The sequence below is a fragment of the Pelagibacterium sp. 26DY04 genome (assembly GCF_031202305.1).
In the GTDB taxonomy this organism is placed as follows: Bacteria; Pseudomonadota; Alphaproteobacteria; order Rhizobiales; family Devosiaceae; genus Pelagibacterium.
The window spans coordinates 1,427,967-1,448,109 of sequence record NZ_CP101731.1 but is presented as its reverse complement, the minus strand read 5'-3'; the positions used below and the strand labels follow the sequence as shown (position 1 = coordinate 1,448,109).

Genomic DNA, 20,143 nt, shown 5'->3' with positions numbered 1-20,143 from the left:
CGGCCGCCGAGGCGGCATCGCTCCCGCTTGCGCTCAAGACGCCGCGGGCGATGGCCATCCTTTCCGCCGCCGAGCATCTCCAACCGCTTCTCGCACAGGGCCGCCCGGTTGATGCCGCGACCCTGCGTTCCGCCATGGAGCAGGCCTTCGGTTCGTCCGACGCCACCGGCGCCTGGGACTGGAAGACGGCCTATGATGCCTGCGAGGCCGCGACCGTCCTGTTCTTGCGCAAATACGGAAAGGCGGTTTTCCGCAAAGCCGCGTCTCCGGCTTCCCGGCTTGCCGCACTGACCAAGGTCGCCGGCTTGCTGCCGACCCACACGCGCAGGTCCGAGGAGGCGCAGACCTTCCAACAGTTCTCGACGCCAATCCAGCTCGGCTTGGCAGCGTTGACCGCCGCGTCACTCACGCCCGCCGACCGCGTGCTTGAGCCCTCGGCCGGCACAGGCCTGCTGGCGATCCTCGCGGAAATCGCCGGCGCCCATCTCACCCTCAACGAGCTCGCCGAGGTCCGCGCTGATCTGCTCACCTCTCTCTTTCCGGCCGCTTCCGTGGCACGCTTCGACGCCGCCCAGATCGACGATCATCTCGACCGCGCCGCCATCCCGAGCGTCGTCGTCATGAACCCGCCGTTCTCTGTGATGGCGAATGTCACCGCGCGCGTGGCCGATGCCGCCTATCGCCACATCGCCTCGGCGCTGGCGCGCCTGACTCCGGGCGGACGGCTTGTCGCGATCACCGGGGCGAATTTCTCACCTGAGCTACCGGCTTGGCGGGACAGTTTCATCCGCCTGCAGGAGCGCGGCCGCGTCGTGTTCACCGCGGCGATCGCCGGCTCCGTCTATGCGAAGCACGGCACGGCCATCGAGACGCGCCTGACCGTCATCGACAAGGCGCCGGCCGACGATCCCGGTCACTTTCCGGATTCCGCCGGCGTGGCGCCCGATGTGGCGACACTGCTGACCTGGATCCAGAGCCAAGTCCCGGCACGGATGACCGTCGCGCTTCCGAAGGTCCCAGCCGACACAGCGATGCCGCGCACCGTGCGCGGCTATCTCGCCCGGGCCGCGTCCGCAGCGCCCGCGCGTCGCATCGCTCAGCTCGACGGCGTGCCGCTCGACTATGAGACGATGGACTGGACGCCGCCCGAGAGCGACCGCCTATCGGACTCGATCTACGAGCCCTATGCACTCCAGTCGATCCGCATTCCCGGCGCTCAGCCCCATCCCACCAAGCTCGTGCAATCAGCGGCCATGGCCTCGGTGGCGCCGCCGAAGCCGAGCTACCGGCCGACCCTGCCCGCCACGATCGTCACCGCCGGCGTTCTGTCCGACGCCCAGCTCGAGACGGTGATCTATGCCGGCGAGGCTCATGGCGAATGTCTAGCCGGGGCATGGACGGTGGACGAGACCAGCGATCTCGTCACCGCCGCGGCCGATGACACCGCAAACGCCGTCCGCTTCCGCCGCGGCTTCATGCTCGGCGACGGCACGGGCGCCGGCAAAGGACGCCAGTCGGCCGGCATCATTCTCGACAACTGGCTCCAGGGCCGGCGCAAGGCCATCTGGATCTCGAAGTCGGACAAGCTCCTCGAGGATGCACAGCGCGACTGGTCGGTCGTCGGCATGGAGCGTCTGCTGGTCACGCCACTGTCGCGCTTTCCGCAAGGCACCGCCATTCGGCTTGGTGAAGGCATCCTTTTTACCACCTACGCCACGCTACGGTCCGACGACCGCGGCGAGAAGCTTTCGCGCGTCAAGCAGATCGTCGAATGGTTGGGCTCCGATTTCGACGGAGTGATCATTTTCGACGAGTCCCATGCGATGCAGAACGCCGGCGGCGGCAAGGGAGAGCGGGGCGATGTCGCCCCCTCACAGCAGGGCCGTGCGGGGCTGCGGCTCCAGCACGCGCTCCCCAACGCCCGCGTCGTCTACGTCTCCGCAACGGGCGCGACCACCGTCCACAATCTTGCCTATGCCCAGCGGCTCGGCCTGTGGGGCGGCGAGGATTTCCCCTTCGCCAACCGCGCCGAGTTCGTCGAGGCCGTGGAGAACGGCGGCGTTGCGGCCATGGAGGTGCTCGCTCGCGATCTGCGCTCGCTCGGTCTCTACACGGCCCGGTCGCTGTCCTATGACGGCGTCGAATACGAGTTGGTCGAGCATCAGCTCACGCCCGAGCAGACCCGCATCTACGACGTCTATGCCGGCGCTTTCGCCATCATCCACAACCATCTCGACGCGGCGATGCAGGCCGCCAACATCACCGGCTACAGCGGCACGCTGAACCGTCAGGCGAAGTCAGCCGCGCGCTCGGCCTTCGAGAGCGCCAAGCAGCGCTTCTTCGGCCATCTCCTGACCAGCATGAAGACCCCGACGCTGATCCGCTCGATCGAGCAGGACCTGGCCGACGGGCACGCCGCCGTCATCCAGATCGTGTCGACCGGCGAAGCGCTCATGGAACGGCGCCTGGCAGAGATCCCGACTGAGGAATGGAACGACGTGCGTGTCGACATCACGCCGCGGGAATATGTCCTCGACTATCTCGCCCATTCCTTCCCGGTGCAGCTCTACGAGCCATTCTCGGACAGCGAGGGCAATCTGTCGTCGCGGCCGGTTTATCGGGACGGCCAGCCCGTCGAGAGCCGGGAGGCCGTCGCCCGCCGCGACGAGCTGATCGACCGGCTCGCATCGCTGGAGCCTGTGCCCGGCGCGCTAGACCAGATCGTCCAGCGCTTCGGCACCGATGTCGTGGCCGAGGTCACTGGCCGATCGCGGCGCGTGGTGCGCAAGGGCGAACGTCTCGCCGTCGAGAACCGGGCGGCGTCGGCCAATCTCGCCGAGGCGGCCGCCTTCATGGATGACCAGAAGCGCGTCCTCGTCTTCTCAGACGCCGGCGGCACTGGGCGCAGCTATCACGCGGACCTTGCCGCCAGGAACCAGCGCCTGCGCATCCACTATCTGCTGGAGCCTGGCTGGAAAGCCGACGCCGCGATCCAGGGGCTCGGCCGCACCAACCGCACCAACCAGGCGCAGCCGCCGCTGTTCCGGCCGATCGCCAGCGACGTGAAGGCCGAGAAGCGCTTCCTGTCGACGATTGCGCGCCGGCTCGACACGCTCGGCGCCATCACGCGCGGGCAGCGCCAGACCGGCGGCCAGGGCCTGTTCCGTCCCGAGGACAATCTGGAAAGCCCATACGCCCGCGATGCGCTTCGCCAGCTCTACCTGCTGCTGGTCCGCGGCAAGGTCGAAGGCTGCTCGCTCGACCGCTTCGAGTCTGCCACCGGGCTGAAGCTCATGGACGACAACGGCATCAAGGACGAGCTGCCGCCGATCACCACCTTCCTCAATCGCTTGCTGGCGCTCACCATCGACCTGCAGAGCGTGCTCTTCACGGCCTTTGAGCAACTCCTAACCGCCAAGGTCGAGGGCGCGATCCGCAGCGGTGTCTATGACATTGGGCTCGAGACGCTGCAGGCCGAGAGCTTCGTCGTCACCGACGGCCAAGTGATCCACACCCATGCGGGCACCGGCGCGGAGACGCGGCTGCTCACCATCACCCGCCGGGAGCGCAATCGGCCGACGACCCTGGCCGATGCGCTCGACCATCTCTCCGATCCACGGGCGCGGCTGCTGATCAACGGCCGCTCCGGGCGCGCCGCCGTGCAGGTCTCCGCACCGTCGATGATGCTCGACGATGGCGAAATCGAGCGCCGCGTCTGCCTGATCCGGCCGATGGAGCAGCACTATGCGCCGTTGCGCATGATGGACGAGAGCCATTGGGAGGAAGCCGATCGCGCCGCCTTCGCGAGCGCATGGGAGGCTGAACTCGCCGAGGTGCCGGAGTTCTCCGATAGCACGATCCATATCGTCGCTGGCCTGCTGCTGCCGATCTGGAAGCGCCTTCCGAACGAGTCGACCCGCGTCTACCGGCTCCAGACCGATGCCGGCGAGCGCATCATCGGCCGCCGTGTCTCGCCGGCCTGGGCGGCAAACGCCGTGAAGACGGGCGCCGTGTCGCTGACCCCGGAGCAGGCCTTCGCCGCGCTGATGGACGGCACGACGATCCTCGATCTGACCGAAGGCCTCCAGCTCCGCCGCGCTCGCGTGATGAGCGCCTATCGGCTGGAGCTGACCGGATTCACCGAGGCCATGCGCGACCGTCTGCGGGCTTATGGTCTCTTCAGCGAGATCATCTCGTGGAAGCTGCGCTTCTTCGTGCCGGCCGACGCCGCTGGGCCGGACGTGCTCGCCAAGCTGCTCGACACCTTCCCGGTCGCGCGCATCTCCGAGCGGGAGGCCGCGTGATGGCACGCCAGGACGCCTCCGATCTCGCGCATCGTCTCGGCCGGCAGGCCGAGGCGGTGTGCCGGCACTATCTATCCAGCGGCCGCCGCGAAGGCGGTTACTGGCTCGTAGGCGACGTGCGCAACACACCGGGCCGCTCGATGTATGTCCGCCTCAAGGACACGCCGAAGGGTCTTGCCGGCAAATGGACCGACGCCGCGACCGGCGAGCATGGCGATCTCCTCGACGTCATCCGCGAGAGCTGCGGCCTGGTCGATTTCAAGGATGTCGCCGACGAGGCGCGGACTTTCCTCAGCATGCCGCCACCCGAGCCGGAACCTCGCCAGCAGCAGCGGCAACGCCCGGCGTCGCACGGCTCACCCGAGGCGGCACGGCGGCTCATTCGGATGTCGCTGCCTATCTTCGGCACGCACGTACAAGCGTACTTACGTGAACGCGGCATTACGGATTTGCGCGGAACCGGAAGCCTGCACTACCATCCGCGCTGCTATTATCGCCCCGACGAGCATTCGACGACCGAGACTTGGCCCGCGATGATTGCAGCCGTCACCAACCTCGACGGCAACATCACAGGGGCACATCGTACCTGGCTCGATCCGCACCGTCTCGACAAGGCTCCGATCGACACGCCGCGGCGGGCAATGGGCGATCTTCTCGGCAACGCGGTCCGCTTCGGCATCGGTGGCGAGGTGATGGCGGCAGGCGAAGGTATCGAAACCGTTCTGTCGATCCGGCAAGTCCTTCCCGATATACCGATGCTCGCGGCGCTCTCGGCGGCGCATCTCGCAGCCATCCTGTTCCCCGACACACTGCGGCGGCTCTACATCATCCGCGACAACGATCCGGCCGGTGACGGGGCGCGTGACACCCTCATCGAACGGGCCAACGCGGCCGGGATCGAGGCGATCGTCATCTCTCCGGAGCTTGGGGATTTCAACGAGGATCTCCGCACCCTCGGCCTGGACGCGCTGCGAATGGAAGCCCGGTTGCAGGTCGCGCCGCAGGACGTGGCGCGCTTCATGGCGTTGGCGGCATAGCCGGCAGAGAGAACGGGGTGGCGGACCGCGCCGTGACCGCAGAATGCATCGACCGTCGGAGAGGACCGCGCCTCGGCCTTCGAGAGGGCGATCGGCCCACAAGCCGGCCAACCGGGCAATGGCGGCGGCCGACTATTTTCCGGCGGCGCGTGCCGCGCCTTTCCATCGCGAGACAAAATAGCCGGCCTTAGCCATCGAGCCCTGCGCTTGCGCTCCGGGTGCCCGGCCGTCCGGCTGGTGGGCTTCGTCGCCATGAAGGCCGCGACGGTCGCGGTCCAACCGACGGAGCATCCCATGCGCAAGCACGACGACTACGAACCGCACCACGAATCCTCACCCACCGACCATGTCCTCAACGAACTCCAGCTCCACGGATACCGACCCTTCGCCGACGAGCCCGACCAGCGACTTCTGCCCGACGGCAACCAAGTCGCGGGCGCTGTCGCCGACATCTTCGACGCCCTGATCGGCACCTTGGAGGACACGCGCCTCGAGCCCGACCTCGATGATCTCCTGTGGTCGACGGTCAACGTCTTCCACCGCGCCACCGACCGGATCGGCCGGGAACTGGACGACAATGAGCAGGCCCAGAGGCGCGCGCAGCGGGAACAGGACGGCAGCGAGGTGAAGTCGGTCGAGCTGGAGCGCATGATCGCCGAAGGCAAGACGTTGATCGAGCGCCAGAACGCGTTCGAGCTGATGCGCGACCAGGCCGCCGAACACTACGAACGCCACGTCGGCAAGGCTTGGCTCCCGCGCAGCGGATCGAAGGTCAACCATCGCAATCTCACTGCGGCGATGATCGACAGCCGAGACTTCCTCATGGCGAAGAAGCGCGCCGATCAAGAAGTGCTACTTCCGCCCGGTCCCAAGATCGTCGTCACCGGCGGGCTCGACTTCGACGATCACCGCCTGATCTGGGCCAAGCTCGACCAGGTCCACGAGAAGCATCCCGACATGGTGCTGGTCCACGGCAAATCACCAAAGGGCGTGGAGAAGATCGCCTCTCTCTGGGCGAAGAATCGCAACGTGCCGCAGATCGGCTTTGCCCCCGACTGGACGAAACACGGCCGCGCGGCGCCCTTCAAGCGCAACGACCAGATGTTGCAGATCGTGCCGAAAGGCGTGATGCACTTCCCCGGCACGGGCATCAACGACAACGTCGCCGACAAGGCCAAGAAGCTCGGCATCCCGGTCTGGAAATTCGGCGGCGCGTAAGCGCCGCCATCTCTCACCTCCAACCGTCCTGACAGGCGAAGGCGTTCAAGGCTGCTGGCGCCAGAACTGCGTGCTGTAATTGTTCAGCCCACCGCTATGAGAATCCACCGTCGCCTGAAAGGTGTCCGGGATCTTGTCCCCATCGCCGCCGTCCCTGAAATAGTCCCTGACCGAATAGAGCGCGCCTCTCATCAGGTGCTCCCAGGTTTGATAGAGCGTGTTTTGCAGGTCCTGCTCTTGCTTGGCGGCGCTCGGCTTTCGCTTGGGGGCCGGCCTCGTATAGTCCGGACGCAGATCGACGTCGTGGACGAAGGTTATGTGGCCGAACTTCCACTCGTCGTCGACCGTCCCACGCCAACGATAGCTCACCCTGACACTCAGATGTTTGCTAAAGCGATACGGCGGCATGATCTGGTCATCGACGACGAAGAGCTGCGCGTCTTTCTGTTCAGCTTCCAGTCGGCGCTTCATGGCCCCGACTGCGAAGGTCAAATCATGCCCTGCGCGGCGGAGAGCGTCTTCCGTTTGCGCGCGCTTTCGCGGCGCCTTGGCCTCGCGGTGTCTCGCCAAGGCCTGTTCGAAGGCACGGAGTTTCGTTGCAATGTAGGTGCCGCAATTTCCGAGATGCAGACGGTGCAGATCACCCGATCTTTCCTCTCGGATCGCCTGATCGATGAGCCTGTCCAACTCGCTGGCGTCGATCGTCGCGATGGCGACCTGTTCATCGCGTGGGATGGTGATCTCTCCCATGCCGGATATCCTCTTTGTTTCTGGTGAGGCATTGCTGTTACCGCCTCGGGGCTCCAGGCGCAGACACCGAGTCACCCGGTGCAAGAATAGCCGACACGCAGCGACTTCGCACGACGAAGCGCATGAGGTCTGTGGACCTGATCAATGCCTCCACGTTGAGCAAAGCACCCCCCGCTTATCTGCGCTGATCCTTGGTCCGACTGATCGCTTGACGCCATCAACCCGTAAAGGGTCGGCTATGCGAGCATGCCGCCGCTTCGGCTGCGCCTGCGCGGTGATTGCAGCGCTCAGTCCGACACTTCGGGCGCCTGTCAGCGGGGGATGGTCCTCCGCTCGAACAGGAGCCGGATCAATGTCCCTCAACGACGCTCACGCCTTCGCCTTCAGCCTCGCCACCACGCTCATGGCCGCCATCATCATCTTCCAGGCTGGTGACGGCACCCTCTCGGTTACGCCCGCTAGCGAGTACGACGGCGATCTCGCCGCCATCGTCCATGAGATCGATCCCTTCGCCCCCTAATGCGCGGCGCCGGCCGGCACAGCGGAGATCGCCGAAGATTTCCGCTCCCGGCACTGCCGGTCTTGCGCTATATTTCGGGTGCGCCGTGGTGGTGGTGGAAGGCGCGACCGTCAGACTTTGTCCTTACGGAGGCCACCACCATGATCATCCTCGCAATACTTGCATCCCTCGCAGCGGTCGGCCTGCTTTGCTGGCTGCTGTTCACGCTCGCCGTCTTCGCGTTGCCGGCGTTCATCGGCGTAACCGCGGGCGCCTGGGCGCATGGCACGGGCGCCGGCATTCCGGGCGCGATCCTGATCGGCGCCATCGCGGCCGCCATCACGCTGGCGTCCGGACATCTGCTCATCACCTTCGCTCGGCCCGCGTGGCTGAAGCTGATTGTGGCCGCCGTTTTCGTCGCGCCGGCGGCGATCGCTGGCTTCCATGCGACCCATGGCATAGTGAAGCACCTCATGCCGTCCGACGGATGGCAGCTCACGTTCTCCGTCATCGGCGCGGTCGCAGTCGGCATCACCGCCTTCGTGCGGGTCGCGGGAATGGCGGCGGCCCGAAGCCCATCCGGTCAGGGTCTCGCACGAGCCTGATCTTCGTCTTTGCCGTTGCAAGGGCCGGAACAGCGATGGCTGGTGCCGTCCACGTCCTCCGAGCTGTTGTGATGCAAGCGTGGGCGCGGATCGATGCTGGATCCGGGAAGCGGCCCTCGTCGGAGCGCTGCCGTGGCAGGCGCATGTCTGGTCGGCACACCGGACATCCGGCGCGGCGATCTCCCTGAGCACGGTGGAGGCCAAGATGCAGCAGCAATGGCCTGCCGGGAGGAGACGAAGCCGGTGAGCATTGCCGTGACGCCGGTTTGCCAGTGCGCGATGGCCGCCATCTTTTCCGTCTCTGACCGTGCCTTGACCGCTCCAAACGGCCTCTTCAATGGCCTGATCTGGCCGAAGGTCGGCTGCGCCTCGATCGCCTATGACGCAACAGCCGCGTCAAACTTTCTTCCCCTGCCGGCTTCGCCGCCATTCCTCGCGAGACAAGAAAGTCCTCCTTAGCTGTCAGGCCCCTTCGGGGTGCGCCGTCGATCGCCTCCGGCCAACCGATCGCCATCGAGGCCGCAATGGTGCGGGCTCGGGAACGGAGAACGGAGACTTACAATGGCGACCATCGGCACCTTCAAGAAGACCGGCTCGAATGAGTTCACCGGCGAAATCGTCACCCTCAGCGTTCAGGCGAAGAACGTGCGCATCGTCCCCGACCAGCGCGCCACCGGCGAGAACGCCCCAAGCCACCGGGTCCTGGTCGGCCGCGCCGAGATCGGCGCCGCCTGGTCCAAGCGCTCCAACGAGGGCCGCGACTATCTGGGTCTCAAGCTCGACGATCCGAGCTTCAACGCCCCGATCTACGCCAACCTCTTCGACGACGAGGACGGCGAGAGCTTCTCGCTGATCTGGTCCCGCCCCAACGGGCGGCGCGGCGACTGAGGCACGCGCAAGGCCCCGGCCGGAAGGCCGGGGCCTTTGGCGAACAAAGCGACCGAATCAGTCAGATCCTGAAAGCGCCTTGTGCGGTCCGATAGCCGCTTAGAGGTAGCAAGGCGGCTCTAGAACGACTATTATAGTCGTAGTTCTGGCGTGCGGGTTCGCGTCGATGGGAGGTGATCATGCATGATCACCGCCCGACAATCGCGGGCCGCACGCGCGTTGCTTGGATGGAATCAGGAGACGCTCGCTGACAAGGCCCAGGTCTCGCTGACCGCGCTCAAGCGCCTCGAATCCATAAATGGGCTCGAGGTGTATGAGAGCACGCGCGACCAAGTTCGACGGGTACTTGAGCGACACGGCATCGTCTTCCTGACGTCCGACCAGGGCGAAGGAGTCATGCTTGTCCGAGCCAAAATCACCTCTTCGACCTCCTAGTCTAACTGCAGGCTTCAGCGGCGATGCCGAGCGCACATCGTGCGATGCCTCCCGTCACCCTCGCACTTCGTCGCAAAACGAGTATGGTTAACAATTGATTCAGAGGCGACCATAGCGGCTGCCGGGGGATCAGCATGATGCAAGAACAATTTCTCGATGAGCCGCCACAGAGCCCCGCGCTTACCAGTTACGACCGCACGCACATGAAGGTCTACCTGCGATTGCTCGACGCTGAAACCGACGGCGCTGACTGGCGGGAAGCCGTCTCCGTGCTGTTCGGCATCGACCCGGAACGCGAGCCGGAGCGCGCCCAGATCGTTCACCGCAGTCATCTCGCCCGCGCTCGCTGGATGACCGAGCAAGGCTACCGCGAGCTCGTCCGCGAAAGTCGGCACTGATTTGGTTCGTGGTGCCGCTCCGGCATCACCCGTTGCCGTCGGCCGTACTTCACGCGACAAACTCAACCGGGAATCGTGTCCGCCCAAACATGCACGCGGCGTGCGGTCAGGAGGATGCGGATGACTCTCGATACATCCCGGTGGCGCTCTTCATCGACCTACGATTACGTTGACGGTCTCGTAGCTGCCGACCTCGCTTGGGAATGGCTGCGGCGCAACGCCGACTACCAGCGCGACTACGCTGAAATCGAACGCGGAGTAGTCGATCCTCAACGTTACAGGGATTTGGTGCGTGCTCGATGGGGGCTGCAATTTCGAAGTCCCTCCAACGCTCAACGCCACCGAAACCACAGTCTTCTGGGCGCCGGAGGCCGATCCGGGCACAGTCATCCTCACAGCGCTTCCGCCGATACCGGGCTTGCAGAGTGTTGCGCCGCCTGACCTGAATCGCGAAACCGGGCGCAACTCGGCCGACGGCCTGAGCACCTTCCACGGCCACGGCGCCAGCGCTGTGCGGGTGCTCCTGACCGACGACGTCGCTCCTGATCACCCTGTCGCTGCACTCGTTCCGCTCGGCGCCGACGGCCTCGATCGTATCGAAGCCGCCACGAGGCTCTGGCGCGCCTTCAACAATCGCCCCGTGCCCCCGGACTCCCGGCTCACCGCCCAGCAACGCCGCCGCCTGCGCCATATGCTGCAGGCAGTCGACGGTCGCATGGACGGGGCGAGCTATCGAGAGATCGCCGACACGATCTACGGGACCTCTCGCGTTGCCGAAGATCCATGGAAGACCTCGGCTCTTCGAGACAGCACCATCGATCTCGTCAAGGACGGCTTCGCACTGATCGCCGGCGGCTATCGCAAGCTGCTTCGCCATCGCCGGCGCTCATGACGCGCTCCGCATCTCGCTAGGGGTGCGATTTAAGCCTTCCCATCTTCGCCATCCCCCCGCGCGGCAGCTCTTCGCCACCGTTGCCTTCGCCCGCCGCTGTTCGCCAGCGGCCCCAACGAACGCCCCGGAGACCCGATCATGTCCGCCAACATAGCCGGCTTGCCGCCGCGCTTTCTCCGCACCCCCGAAGCTGCACGATTCTTGGGCCTTTCCGGTCGAACGCTGGAGAAGCATCGGACCTACGGGACCGGCCCGGCATACCGCAAGCTGGGCGGTCGCGTTGTCTACGCCATCGACGATCTGCAGGCCTGGGCCGATAGCGGCGCCGTCACCTCCACCTCCGATCCGCGCGGTGCGGTCCTTCCCGCCAAGCGCCACGATGCGACGACGCAGGCTCGTCCCGTCCGCCACGCCCGCTGAGACGTGCCCGCATGTCATCCCGCCATCACAGCAGCGAACGCGAGCAGCTCGACCTCTTCCGAGCGCTGCCGGGCGACCTCGCGCCGCGAGATGCACAGGACCTTATGGCCTATCCGTTCTTCTCCCTCGCCAAGTCGAAGCGCCTGGCGCCGATCGACTTCAAGGCGGGATCGATCGTCATCCGCGTCGAGGCCGTGCCCGAGCATGGCATGGCCACCATCTGGGACGCCGACGTGCTGATCTGGGCGGCCAGCCAGATCGTCGAAGCGCGGGACGCCGGCCTGCGGCCATCACGACTCATGGGTACGACGCCGTATGAGATCTTGAACTTCATCGGCCGCGGCGTGTCGCTACGTGACTACAACCGTCTCAAGGCCGCACTCGACCGCCTCCAATCCACCACCGTGGCGACCTCGATCCGTCAGCCCACAGAGCGGCGGATGCATCGCTTCTCCTGGATCAACGAGTGGAAGGAGAAGGCCGATCCTCACGGCCGGCCACTCGGCCTCGAGCTGATCGTGCCCGACTGGTTCTACGCCGCTCTCCTCGACGACGCACTCGTGCTCACCATCGATCGTGCGTATTTCGACCTCACCGGCGGCCTGGAGCGCTGGCTCTACCGGCTGGTGCGCAAGCATGGCGGCCGGCAGGAGTTCGGCTGGAGCTTCGACTTCGTCCACCTCCACGCCAAGTCCGGTTCGCTCTCTCCTCTCAAGCACTTCGCCTATGACCTGCGCGACATCGTCCGACGCCAGGCGCTGCCGGGCTACCGGTTGACCATCGAGCAGCCGGCCAGCGGACGCGAACGTCTTTCCTTCGCTCCGACCGACCCGGCGTCCTTCGGCACGCCGCGACGCCGCCGGTCCAAAGCTCGCACTGGGGATAAGCTGTGAATTGCCTCGTGCTATCGAGGACCGCGTCTATCGTGCCATCGAGGACCCGATCCTCGTGCTATCGGGGACCGGAATCGTCGATTCTCCGCGCAAACTCAAAGGCTTGCGGCTCCCGTAACTTCTCTAACCTAGATTCCTACGGAATCTTTCTAACGGGCCCCGTGATTTGCCCGCCTGCGGATAAACCGCAGGCAGCGGCCGGGAGCGCGTCATGATCGTCGCGCTCCTCAATCAGAAGGGTGGCGTCGGCAAGACCACACTCGCGCTGCATCTCGCCGGTGAATGGGCGCGACGCGGCCAACGCGTCACGGTCATCGACGCGGACCCCCAAGGCTCTTCGCTCGACTGGTCGCAGCAACGCGCACGCGAGTGTTTGCCGCGCCTGTTCGGAGTTGTCGGCCTGGCGCGGGACACGCTCCATCGCGAAGCGCCGGAGCTGGCGCGGGACGCCGATCACATCGTCATCGACGGACCGCCCCGGGTCGCCGGGCTGATGCGGTCCGCCTTGCTCGCCGCCGACCTGGTCCTGATCCCGGTGCAGCCATCGCCGTTCGACGGCTGGGCCTCGGCGGAGATGCTGTTACTGCTCCGCGAAGCGCGCATCTACCGCCCCCAGCTCGTGGCCCGCTTTGTGCTCAACCGGTGCGGCGCGCGCACAATCATCGCCCGCGAGACGGCTGAGACGCTCGCCGACCATGACCCGCCGGTGCTCGTGTCCACGATCGGGCAGCGCGTCGCCTTCGCCGACACAGCGCGGTCTGGACAACTCGTTTCAGAAATTGACGAGGACAGCCCGGCGGCGCGCGAGATCGCCGCCCTCTGCGCCGAGATCGCGAGGATCGCATTATGACCGAGCGATCCCAGAAGCGCGCTTTCGCCGCACGCCCCGCCGATCCCGAGACTTGGGTCAAAGCTTCCGATCCGCCACTGCTTCGCGGCGGCGACGCATCCGCATTCACGGCGCGGCTCACGATCGACGTCACGCCCGACATGCGCGGCCGGCTCAAGATCGCCGCGTTCCAGCGCGGCGTCACCGTCGCCGACATGCTCCGCGAACTGCTCGCCCGCGAATTCCCCCCAGCCGAAGGAGGTACGCCATGAATGGGGCTCCTCACTTGCGCCGTGCGCCGGCGGCGCTCTCACCCGACGGTCTGACCCGCGTTGAGCTGACATGGATCGAGAAGAAGGTCGAGTACTGGATTCGGTTCGGCCAGGACGTCCACGAACAGATTCTCGACCGGCGTCGGCGCGTGGTCAGTTTCCCGCCCCATAGTGTCTTCGCCTTTGTCCGTTGGGCGGCCAATGACTTTGGGACGATCATCTCGCGCATCGACATCGTGCGCGCGATCTCGCCAGGCGAACCTTACCAGACTCTGCCTTTCGTGCGTCCCGGCGGCGACATTCTGCTGAAGGTGGACGGCTGGCCGAAGGTCGAGCGCGTCCTGCAGATCGTCGACGCCATCGAGTCGATCGGCATCAATCCAGCCGAGGTCTCGCCGCATCATTGGCGGCACGTTCACAATCGTTTCGCTGCCGGCCAGGAGCCGCGCAGCTACACGGCCGAGCAGCATAGGGCCATCCTTCTCCGTCGAAAGGTCGAGTCATGACGCGGTTCGGCTACGTCATGACGACGTACTTCACCGTGATACTGATCGGCGGTCTGTCGTTCGTTCACATCGCGCCGAAGCTGATCTGGAACGCCTCGGCCAGCACGCCGATCGGGCTCTATTCGATCGATCGGTCGCCGCGTCTTGAGGTGACCGACCTCGTCGCCGTGGACGCCCCCGAGCCGCTCGCGTCGTTCCTGGCCGATCGCGGTTATCTGCCGCGGGGCGTCCCTCTCATGAAGCGCGTCGCTGGCCTTCCTGGGCAACAGATCTGCCGTATCGGCGCACGCATTGCCGTCGACGGCATCGCCATGGGCGAGGCGCTCGACCGCGACCGGCTCGGCCGTCATCTGCCGGTCTGGCAGGGCTGCCGACGGATAGCGGACGGCGAGATCTTCCTCATGAACTGGTCCGTCCGCGACAGCCTCGACGGTCGCTACTTCGGTCCGATTTCCACCGGCTCGATCATCGGCCGCGCGATGCCGGTGTGGACCGACGAAGACGGCAGCGGCCGCTTCGAATGGCGCGCCCCAACACGATGAACGGCGCGCCGAGCCTCTCCCTCATAAACAGCAGAAGGAACTTTCCCATGCCACAGATCGGCCAATTCACGCGCACGAAGTCCGGCTATTCCGGTCACGTACGGACGCTCACGCTCGACATCGCGCTCTCCCTCCTTCCGGCCGAACCTTCCGATGCCGACAACACGCCGGACTTCCGCGTCCATCTCGGCGGCGAGGATGGTCCGGAGATCGGCGCCGGCTGGAAGCGCACCAGCGAGAAAGCCGGCGAGTATGTCTCGCTGCTTCTCGACGATCCCATGCTCGCGCGACCACTGCGCGCCAACCTGTTCCAGTCCGGCGACAACAAATCGGCCTGGGGCCTGCACTGGAACCGTCCGCCGAAGCACGGCGAGCGAGACTGAGGCCATGCGGACGCTTCGCCTATCGCGCTGGCATTCCGTGGAGACCGGGCGGACGCGCGCCGCCCGGCGTCTCTCCACCCTTTTCCTTTCCGGCCTGCTGTTCGTCGCCGGACCGCCCGGAGCCACGCTGGCGCAGAGCGCGCCAATCGTGCAGACCAATCCTGCCGATCCGTTTGCCGCCTTCATCGCCGAGGCGTCGCGACGCTTTTCCATTCCGGAGACCTGGATTCGCGCCGTCATGCGTACCGAGAGCGCAGGCAATGTGCGCGCGATCTCCCGGGCCGGCGCCATAGGGCTGATGCAGATCATGCCCGACACCTGGGCCGAGCTGCGCACTCGCCACCGGCTCGGGAGCGATCCTTACGAGCCGCGCGACAACATTCTAGCGGGTGCGGCTTATCTGCGGGAAATGCACGACCGATACGGTTCGCCGGGCTTTCTCGCGGCGTATAACGCCGGCCCCGGTCGCTACAATGAATATCTTGCGAGCGGCCGTGCGTTGCCGGCCGAAACGCGGGCCTATGTCGCGGTCCTCGCACCTCTTGTCGGCGGCGGCGAGATCGCGGGCCCCGTCACCGTTGCGGCCGCAGATCCGCTGGCGTGGACGCGCGCGCCACTGTTCATCGCGCGCATCGAAGGTCCGCCTTCTGCCGATCTTATGTGGACCGAAGGCCGTCCGGACGGCGCTCCGGCTGCAGCTCCGGAGCGCGAGGTTCCCGCGATCACGCCGCAGTCTGTCGGCCTGTTCGTCGCGCGACCGTACGGTGGAGGGCCGCGATGACGGCGCTTGCACCGGATCGCGGTATGGCGTGCCCCAGCGCATCATGGAGAACGCCGACGGGGGAGCAAGGCAACACGACCGCACGATGGCAGGATAAAGGGGCGCGATGTGCGCGTCGGTTCGGTCGTGGTTTTTCAGGGGCTTACGCGGCGAAATCGCGAGGCGCGCCTGATCGGCGCAGCCTGCGGCATCGGCGATTTCATAAGCAAATCAGCGCTATCGCGCGATGTGCGGTCTTGCCGCCATGAGCGAGGAGAACGATTTCCGCATCCGGCCAGGCCGCATCCGCTCCCCCCACGTGCAGCGCGCCAGACCGTTCATCGCCCAGGCGCTCGCCGCCGCCCAGCGCGCAGGCGGATCGGTCTCCCGCAAGGGGACAATCGGGCCGGGCCATCGCTCTCGGTTCGGCAAGGGTCAGCGCGCGTCGGTGCAGGCCAACCGGCTCATCACCTCCCGATCGCGCGGCGCCGTCGTCAAGGCGCGCGTCGTCCGTCACGCCGGACGCGGCGCGCCGCTCGCCACCCATCTCAATTATCTACGCCGCGAGGGCGTCACCCGGGACGGAGAGAAGGCTAGGCTGTTCGGTCCCGGCGCAGACGATGCCGATCCGAAGGAATTCGCCGAGCGCTGCGAGGATGACCGGCATCATTTCCGGTTCATCGTATCGCCCGACGACGCCGTGGAGATGGCGGACCTCAAGACCTTTACGCATGATCTCGTCGGGCAGATGGAAAAGGACCTCAGCACCAAGCTCGATTGGGTCGCCGTCGATCACTGGAATACCGAGCATCCCCACGTCCACCTGATTGTGCGCGGCGTGCGCGACGATGGCGAGAACCTCGTCATCTCACGCGACTACATCAAGGAGGGGATGCGGGATCGGGCACGGGATCTGATTACCAAAGAACTCGGACCGCGCACCGATCATGAAATTCGCCGCACGCTCGAGCGCCAGATCGACACGGAGCGCTGGACCAACCTCGATCGTCAGCTTGCGCGCGACGGCTACCGCACTGGTGTCGTCGACCTCGCGCCGCGGCCCGACCGCCAGCCCGACGAATTTCACGCGCTCAAGGTCGGACGCCTGCGCAAACTAGAATCGCTCGGCCTCGCCGATCAGATCGGTCCCGGCCAGTGGACGATTTCGGAGAACGCCGAGACGACGCTGCGCCAGCTCGGCGAACGCGGCGACATCATCAAGCGCATCCATCGCGGTCTGACCGAACACGGGATCGAACGCGGTGCGTCCAACTATGTGCTCGCCGGGGAAAGCCTGGACGATCCTGTCGTCGGCCGGCTGGTCGCCCGCGGACTCGACGATGAGCTGAAGGGTACGGCCTATGCCGTGGTCGATGGCACGGACGGCCGCACGCATCACATCAAACTGCCCGACCTCGACGCCGCCGGCGACAGCGCGCGCGGCTCGATCGTCGAGCTGCGCAGGTTCGACGACGCGAAGGGGCAGCGTCGCGTCGCAATCGCAGTCCGGTCCGACCTCACCATCGAGCAGCAGGTCACGGCGAATGGTGCGACTTGGCTTGATCGGCAGGCGATCGCCCGCGAGCCGATTGCACTCGGCGGCGGGGGCTTCGGCGCGGAAGTGCGCGCCGCCCTCGACCGGCGCGCCGAACACTTAGTTGGGCAAGGTCTGGCCGAACGTCAGAACCGCGGCGTCAGCTTCAGCCGCAACCTGATTGAGACGCTGCGGCGGCGCGAACTCGACGCCGTGGGCGCCAAGCTCGCGACAGAGACCGGCCGCGTATTCCACAAGGCCGCGGCGGGGGAATATGTCGCCGGCGCCTATCAGCGGCGCATCGCGCTCGCCTCTGGCCGCTTCGCGATGATCGACGACGGCCTTGGCTTCCAGCTCGTGCCCTGGGCGCCCTCACTCGAAAAACAGCTCGGCCGTCATGTCTCCGGCCTCGGCCGAAGCGACGGCGGCATCGATTGGAGCTTCGGCCGCAAGCGAGGGCTGGGCCTGTGAACAGCGCGCCTCATCAAGAAAGGACTCCGCCATGTCGGCCACCAAAATCCTCTGGGGCCAAATCCTTGTCGTCTCCCTGATCGTGCTCGCCACCACCTGGGCCGCGACGCAGTGGACGGCATGGCAGCTCGGATTCCAGCCGCAGCTCGGCCGGCCATGGTTCGAACTCTTCGGCTGGCCGATCTACTATCCACCGGCCTTCTTCTGGTGGTGGTACTTCTACGATGCGTATGCACCACGGATCTTCGTTGAGGGTGCGTACATTGCCGCGTCCGGCGGCTTCATCGCGATCGCGGTCGCGATCGGCATGTCGGTCTGGCGAGCGCGCGAAACCAAGAACGTCGAGACCTACGGCTCGGCGCGGTGGGCGAAAGCCGATGAAGTGAAGGCCGCCGGGCTGCTTGGACCCGACGGAGTGGTGCTAGGTAAGTTCGACCGCGCCTATCTGCGCCACGACGGTCCCGAGCATGTGCTCTGCTTCGCGCCAACGCGCTCCGGCAAGGGCGTCGGCCTCGTCGTGCCGTCGCTGCTAACCTGGCCGGGCTCCGCGATTGTCCACGACATCAAGGGCGAGAACTGGCAGCTCACCGCAGGCTTCCGCGCTCGCCATGGCCGGGTGCTGCTCTTCGATCCCACCAACGCGAAGTCGGCCGCCTACAACCCGCTCCTCGAGGTCCGCCGCGGCGAGTGGGAGGTCCGCGACGTCCAGAACATCGCCGACATCCTGGTCGATCCCGAAGGAAGCCTGGAGAAGCGGAACCACTGGGAGAAGACCAGCCACGCGCTCCTCGTCGGCGCGATCCTGCATGTGCTCTACGCCGAGGCTGACAAGACGCTCGCCGGCGTCGCCGCCTTCCTGTCCGACCCGAAACGCCCGATCGAGTCGACGCTCGCCGCCATGATGAAGACCGCGCATCTCGGCGCGGCCGGACCGCATCCCGTCATCGCCTCCGCTGCCCGCGAGCTACTGAACAAATCGGACAACGAGCGCTCGGGCGTTCTCTCGACCGCCATGTCATTTCTCGGCCTCTATCGCGATCCAGTCGTCGCCGCGGTCACGCGGCGCTGCGATTGGCGCATCACCGACATCGCCGGCGGAGCGCAGCCGTCGACGCTCTATCTCGTGGTGCCGCCCTCCGACATCGCGCGCACCAAGCCATTGATCCGCCTGATCCTCAATCAGATCGGACGCCGATTGACGGAGGATCTCAACGCCAAAAGCAGCCGGCATCGGCTGCTGCTCATGCTCGACGAGTTTCCCGCGCTCGGGCGCCTCGACTTCTTCGAGAGCGCCTTGGCGTTCATGGCGGGCTATGGGCTGAAGAGCTTTTTGATCGCCCAATCGCTGAATCAGATCGAGAAAGCCTATGGGCCGAACAATTCGATCCTCGACAACAGCCATGTCCGCGTCAGCTTCGCCACCAACGACGAACGGACGGCTAGGCGCGTGTCCGATGCGCTGGGGACCGCGACCGAGATGCGCGCGATGCGCAACTATGCCGGACACCGGCTCAGCCCGTGGCTTGGCCATTTGATGGTGTCGCGATCGGAGACCGCGCGCCCGCTGCTGACGCCGGGCGAGGTAATGCAGCTCCCGCCCGCTGACGAGATCGTCATGGTCGCCGGCACGCCGCCGATCCGCGCGAAGAAGGCGCGTTACTTCGAGGATCGCCGCTTTCAGGAGCGCGTGCTGCCGCCGCCGGCGCTTGCGAAGCCATCCGAGGGAAAGCCGGACGATTGGAGCGTCCTGCCATTGCCGTCGCGGCCGCAACTCGATGCAGCCGCGCAGCAGGACGGTACCGGCGACGACGACTCGACCGGCTCCGAACGGCGTCAGCAACCGGAGCTGACCGCGGTGAAGCCTGTCGAGAGGAAGGCGCCGATCGACAACGAGTTCGACCTCGACGGTCCCGACGACGCTGATGACGACGCCGCGCGCGCAGGCCGGCTGAACCAGGTGATGCAGGGCGTCGCGCGGCAGGTCTCGCTCGATCCCAACGACGGGATGGACCTCTGAGCGTGGCGATCATGAAGATTCCGAAGAAGCAGCGCCTCTCGGTCTATCTCGATGCGGACATCATGAAGGCGCTCGCCGCTTATGCCGCGCGTCGCGATCAATCGCGATCCTTGGTCGCGGAAGCGGCGATCGCATCCTTCCTGTCGCCCGATGCCCCCGAGCGCCAGGAAGCCGCGACCACCAAGCGATTGGACCAGCTCGACCGGCGCATGACGCGCATGGAACGCGACCTCGGCATTTCCGTGGAAATGTTGGCCGTTTTCGTCCGCCACTGGCTCACCACCAATCCGCCGTTACCGGAGCCAGCCCAGGCAGCCGCACGCGCACAGGCGGGCGAGCGGTACGACGCCTTCGTCGCAGCACTCGGGCGGCGACTCGCGAAGGGACCGAAAGTGCGTGAGGAGATTTCCGAAGACGTCGCAGGTGTCCCGGGCGCGGAATAATCGTCGCTCCGGGCATCGCAAGAGTTTGTCAGTTCCGCCGTGGCCCT

The 20,143-nt window shown here is 66.0% G+C and carries 23 protein-coding genes; 22 read left to right on the top strand and 1 reads right to left on the bottom strand.

The annotated features are described in order from the left end of the window. Positions 1 to 50: 50 nt before the first annotated feature. The 3 genes from NO932_RS07000 to NO932_RS06990 all read left to right on the top strand — a co-directional run bounded on the left by NO932_RS07000 (position 51) and on the right by NO932_RS06990 (position 6,559). Entirely contained in the window at positions 51 to 4,304 is a 4,254-nt protein-coding gene (locus NO932_RS07000) for a strawberry notch-like NTP hydrolase domain-containing protein (RefSeq protein ID WP_375142874.1), read from the top strand. Next, entirely contained in the window at positions 4,304 to 5,341 is a 1,038-nt protein-coding gene (locus tag NO932_RS06995; RefSeq protein ID WP_309210420.1) for a toprim domain-containing protein, read from the top strand. The genes NO932_RS07000 and NO932_RS06995 overlap by 1 nt, the downstream gene beginning before the upstream one ends. A gap of 294 nt (positions 5,342 to 5,635) precedes the next feature. Beyond that, positions 5,636 to 6,559, top strand: a complete 924-nt coding sequence (locus NO932_RS06990; RefSeq protein ID WP_309210419.1) for a DUF2493 domain-containing protein — start codon at positions 5,636 to 5,638, stop codon at positions 6,557 to 6,559. A 45-nt stretch (positions 6,560 to 6,604) separates the two neighbouring features. Here the strand turns inward: NO932_RS06990 and NO932_RS06985 are convergent, their stop codons facing one another. Further along, positions 6,605 to 7,309, bottom strand: a complete 705-nt coding sequence (locus NO932_RS06985; protein WP_309210418.1) for a hypothetical protein — start codon at positions 7,307 to 7,309, stop codon at positions 6,605 to 6,607. Between the two features lie 352 nt (positions 7,310 to 7,661). Between NO932_RS06985 and NO932_RS06980 the strand changes: the two genes are divergently transcribed. The 19 genes from NO932_RS06980 to NO932_RS06895 all read left to right on the top strand — a co-directional run bounded on the left by NO932_RS06980 (position 7,662) and on the right by NO932_RS06895 (position 20,096). Continuing rightward, a complete protein-coding gene (locus NO932_RS06980; protein WP_183079439.1) occupies positions 7,662 to 7,829 on the top strand; it encodes a hypothetical protein in 168 nt (55 codons plus the stop codon). A 140-nt stretch (positions 7,830 to 7,969) separates the two neighbouring features. Next, entirely contained in the window at positions 7,970 to 8,413 is a 444-nt protein-coding gene (locus tag NO932_RS06975; RefSeq protein WP_309210417.1) for a hypothetical protein, read from the top strand. Positions 8,414 to 8,656: 243 nt separating this feature from the next. Then, on the top strand, positions 8,657 to 8,872 hold the full coding sequence (locus NO932_RS06970; protein WP_309210416.1) for a hypothetical protein: 216 nt from the start codon (positions 8,657 to 8,659) through the stop codon (positions 8,870 to 8,872). Positions 8,873 to 8,974: 102 nt separating this feature from the next. Next, entirely contained in the window at positions 8,975 to 9,301 is a 327-nt protein-coding gene (locus NO932_RS06965; RefSeq protein ID WP_309210415.1) for a DUF736 domain-containing protein, read from the top strand. A 183-nt stretch (positions 9,302 to 9,484) separates the two neighbouring features. Beyond that, on the top strand, positions 9,485 to 9,736 hold the full coding sequence (locus NO932_RS06960) for a hypothetical protein (RefSeq protein WP_309210414.1): 252 nt from the start codon (positions 9,485 to 9,487) through the stop codon (positions 9,734 to 9,736). A 134-nt stretch (positions 9,737 to 9,870) separates the two neighbouring features. Then, positions 9,871 to 10,134, top strand: coding sequence for a DNA -binding domain-containing protein (locus NO932_RS06955; RefSeq protein WP_309210413.1), 264 nt, complete (start codon positions 9,871 to 9,873; stop codon positions 10,132 to 10,134). A gap of 114 nt (positions 10,135 to 10,248) precedes the next feature. Further along, a complete protein-coding gene (locus NO932_RS19360; RefSeq protein ID WP_375142855.1) occupies positions 10,249 to 10,575 on the top strand; it encodes a transcriptional regulator domain-containing protein in 327 nt (108 codons plus the stop codon). After that, on the top strand, positions 10,553 to 11,026 hold the full coding sequence (locus NO932_RS06950) for a DUF2285 domain-containing protein (RefSeq protein WP_375142854.1): 474 nt from the start codon (positions 10,553 to 10,555) through the stop codon (positions 11,024 to 11,026). The genes NO932_RS19360 and NO932_RS06950 overlap by 23 nt, the downstream gene beginning before the upstream one ends. Positions 11,027 to 11,164: 138 nt before the next feature. Further along, positions 11,165 to 11,446, top strand: a complete 282-nt coding sequence (locus NO932_RS06945; protein WP_309210411.1) for a helix-turn-helix domain-containing protein — start codon at positions 11,165 to 11,167, stop codon at positions 11,444 to 11,446. Positions 11,447 to 11,457: 11 nt separating this feature from the next. Beyond that, positions 11,458 to 12,339: a replication initiator protein A gene (locus NO932_RS06940; RefSeq protein ID WP_309210410.1), complete on the top strand. Its 882-nt coding sequence runs from the start codon at positions 11,458 to 11,460 to the stop codon at positions 12,337 to 12,339. A 211-nt stretch (positions 12,340 to 12,550) separates the two neighbouring features. Then, positions 12,551 to 13,189: a ParA family partition ATPase gene (gene parA / locus NO932_RS06935; protein ID WP_309210408.1), complete on the top strand. Its 639-nt coding sequence runs from the start codon at positions 12,551 to 12,553 to the stop codon at positions 13,187 to 13,189. Then, positions 13,186 to 13,440, top strand: a complete 255-nt coding sequence (locus NO932_RS06930) for a hypothetical protein (protein ID WP_309210406.1) — start codon at positions 13,186 to 13,188, stop codon at positions 13,438 to 13,440. The genes parA and NO932_RS06930 overlap by 4 nt, the downstream gene beginning before the upstream one ends. Further along, a complete protein-coding gene (locus NO932_RS06925) occupies positions 13,437 to 13,946 on the top strand; it encodes a DUF2840 domain-containing protein (RefSeq protein WP_309210404.1) in 510 nt (169 codons plus the stop codon). Before NO932_RS06930 ends, NO932_RS06925 begins: the two co-directional genes overlap by 4 nt. Beyond that, complete coding sequence (locus tag NO932_RS06920) at positions 13,943 to 14,488, top strand: S26 family signal peptidase (RefSeq protein WP_309210403.1); 546 nt, start codon at positions 13,943 to 13,945, stop codon at positions 14,486 to 14,488. The genes NO932_RS06925 and NO932_RS06920 overlap by 4 nt, the downstream gene beginning before the upstream one ends. A gap of 47 nt (positions 14,489 to 14,535) precedes the next feature. Beyond that, positions 14,536 to 14,871 (top strand): DUF736 domain-containing protein, encoded by a 336-nt coding sequence (locus NO932_RS06915; protein WP_309210402.1) that lies wholly within the window; start codon positions 14,536 to 14,538, stop codon positions 14,869 to 14,871. Positions 14,872 to 14,875: 4 nt separating this feature from the next. After that, entirely contained in the window at positions 14,876 to 15,652 is a 777-nt protein-coding gene (locus tag NO932_RS06910) for a lytic transglycosylase domain-containing protein (protein ID WP_309210401.1), read from the top strand. Positions 15,653 to 15,896: 244 nt separating this feature from the next. Beyond that, on the top strand, positions 15,897 to 17,636 hold the full coding sequence (locus NO932_RS06905) for a DUF3363 domain-containing protein (protein WP_309210400.1): 1,740 nt from the start codon (positions 15,897 to 15,899) through the stop codon (positions 17,634 to 17,636). A 31-nt stretch (positions 17,637 to 17,667) separates the two neighbouring features. Further along, positions 17,668 to 19,653 (top strand): conjugal transfer protein TraG, encoded by a 1,986-nt coding sequence (locus NO932_RS06900; protein WP_309210399.1) that lies wholly within the window; start codon positions 17,668 to 17,670, stop codon positions 19,651 to 19,653. A gap of 8 nt (positions 19,654 to 19,661) precedes the next feature. Then, on the top strand, positions 19,662 to 20,096 hold the full coding sequence (locus NO932_RS06895; protein ID WP_309210994.1) for a ribbon-helix-helix protein, CopG family: 435 nt from the start codon (positions 19,662 to 19,664) through the stop codon (positions 20,094 to 20,096). Positions 20,097 to 20,143: the final 47 nt, after the last annotated feature.

Coding starts and splice junctions, on each gene's coding strand:
- NO932_RS07000 (WP_375142874.1), top strand. CDS start 51: ATGGCCATCCTTTCCGCCGCCGAGCATCTCCAACCGCTTCTCGCACAG.
- NO932_RS06995 (WP_309210420.1), top strand. CDS start 4,304: ATGGCACGCCAGGACGCCTCCGATCTCGCGCATCGTCTCGGCCGGCAG.
- NO932_RS06990 (WP_309210419.1), top strand. CDS start 5,636: ATGCGCAAGCACGACGACTACGAACCGCACCACGAATCCTCACCCACC.
- NO932_RS06985 (WP_309210418.1), bottom strand. CDS start 7,309: ATGGGAGAGATCACCATCCCACGCGATGAACAGGTCGCCATCGCGACG.
- NO932_RS06980 (WP_183079439.1), top strand. CDS start 7,662: ATGTCCCTCAACGACGCTCACGCCTTCGCCTTCAGCCTCGCCACCACG.
- NO932_RS06975 (WP_309210417.1), top strand. CDS start 7,970: ATGATCATCCTCGCAATACTTGCATCCCTCGCAGCGGTCGGCCTGCTT.
- NO932_RS06965 (WP_309210415.1), top strand. CDS start 8,975: ATGGCGACCATCGGCACCTTCAAGAAGACCGGCTCGAATGAGTTCACC.
- NO932_RS06960 (WP_309210414.1), top strand. CDS start 9,485: ATGATCACCGCCCGACAATCGCGGGCCGCACGCGCGTTGCTTGGATGG.
- NO932_RS06955 (WP_309210413.1), top strand. CDS start 9,871: ATGATGCAAGAACAATTTCTCGATGAGCCGCCACAGAGCCCCGCGCTT.
- NO932_RS19360 (WP_375142855.1), top strand. CDS start 10,249: ATGCGGATGACTCTCGATACATCCCGGTGGCGCTCTTCATCGACCTAC.
- NO932_RS06945 (WP_309210411.1), top strand. CDS start 11,165: ATGTCCGCCAACATAGCCGGCTTGCCGCCGCGCTTTCTCCGCACCCCC.
- NO932_RS06940 (WP_309210410.1), top strand. CDS start 11,458: ATGTCATCCCGCCATCACAGCAGCGAACGCGAGCAGCTCGACCTCTTC.
- parA (WP_309210408.1), top strand. CDS start 12,551: ATGATCGTCGCGCTCCTCAATCAGAAGGGTGGCGTCGGCAAGACCACA.
- NO932_RS06930 (WP_309210406.1), top strand. CDS start 13,186: ATGACCGAGCGATCCCAGAAGCGCGCTTTCGCCGCACGCCCCGCCGAT.
- NO932_RS06925 (WP_309210404.1), top strand. CDS start 13,437: ATGAATGGGGCTCCTCACTTGCGCCGTGCGCCGGCGGCGCTCTCACCC.
- NO932_RS06920 (WP_309210403.1), top strand. CDS start 13,943: ATGACGCGGTTCGGCTACGTCATGACGACGTACTTCACCGTGATACTG.
- NO932_RS06915 (WP_309210402.1), top strand. CDS start 14,536: ATGCCACAGATCGGCCAATTCACGCGCACGAAGTCCGGCTATTCCGGT.
- NO932_RS06910 (WP_309210401.1), top strand. CDS start 14,876: ATGCGGACGCTTCGCCTATCGCGCTGGCATTCCGTGGAGACCGGGCGG.
- NO932_RS06905 (WP_309210400.1), top strand. CDS start 15,897: ATGAGCGAGGAGAACGATTTCCGCATCCGGCCAGGCCGCATCCGCTCC.
- NO932_RS06900 (WP_309210399.1), top strand. CDS start 17,668: ATGTCGGCCACCAAAATCCTCTGGGGCCAAATCCTTGTCGTCTCCCTG.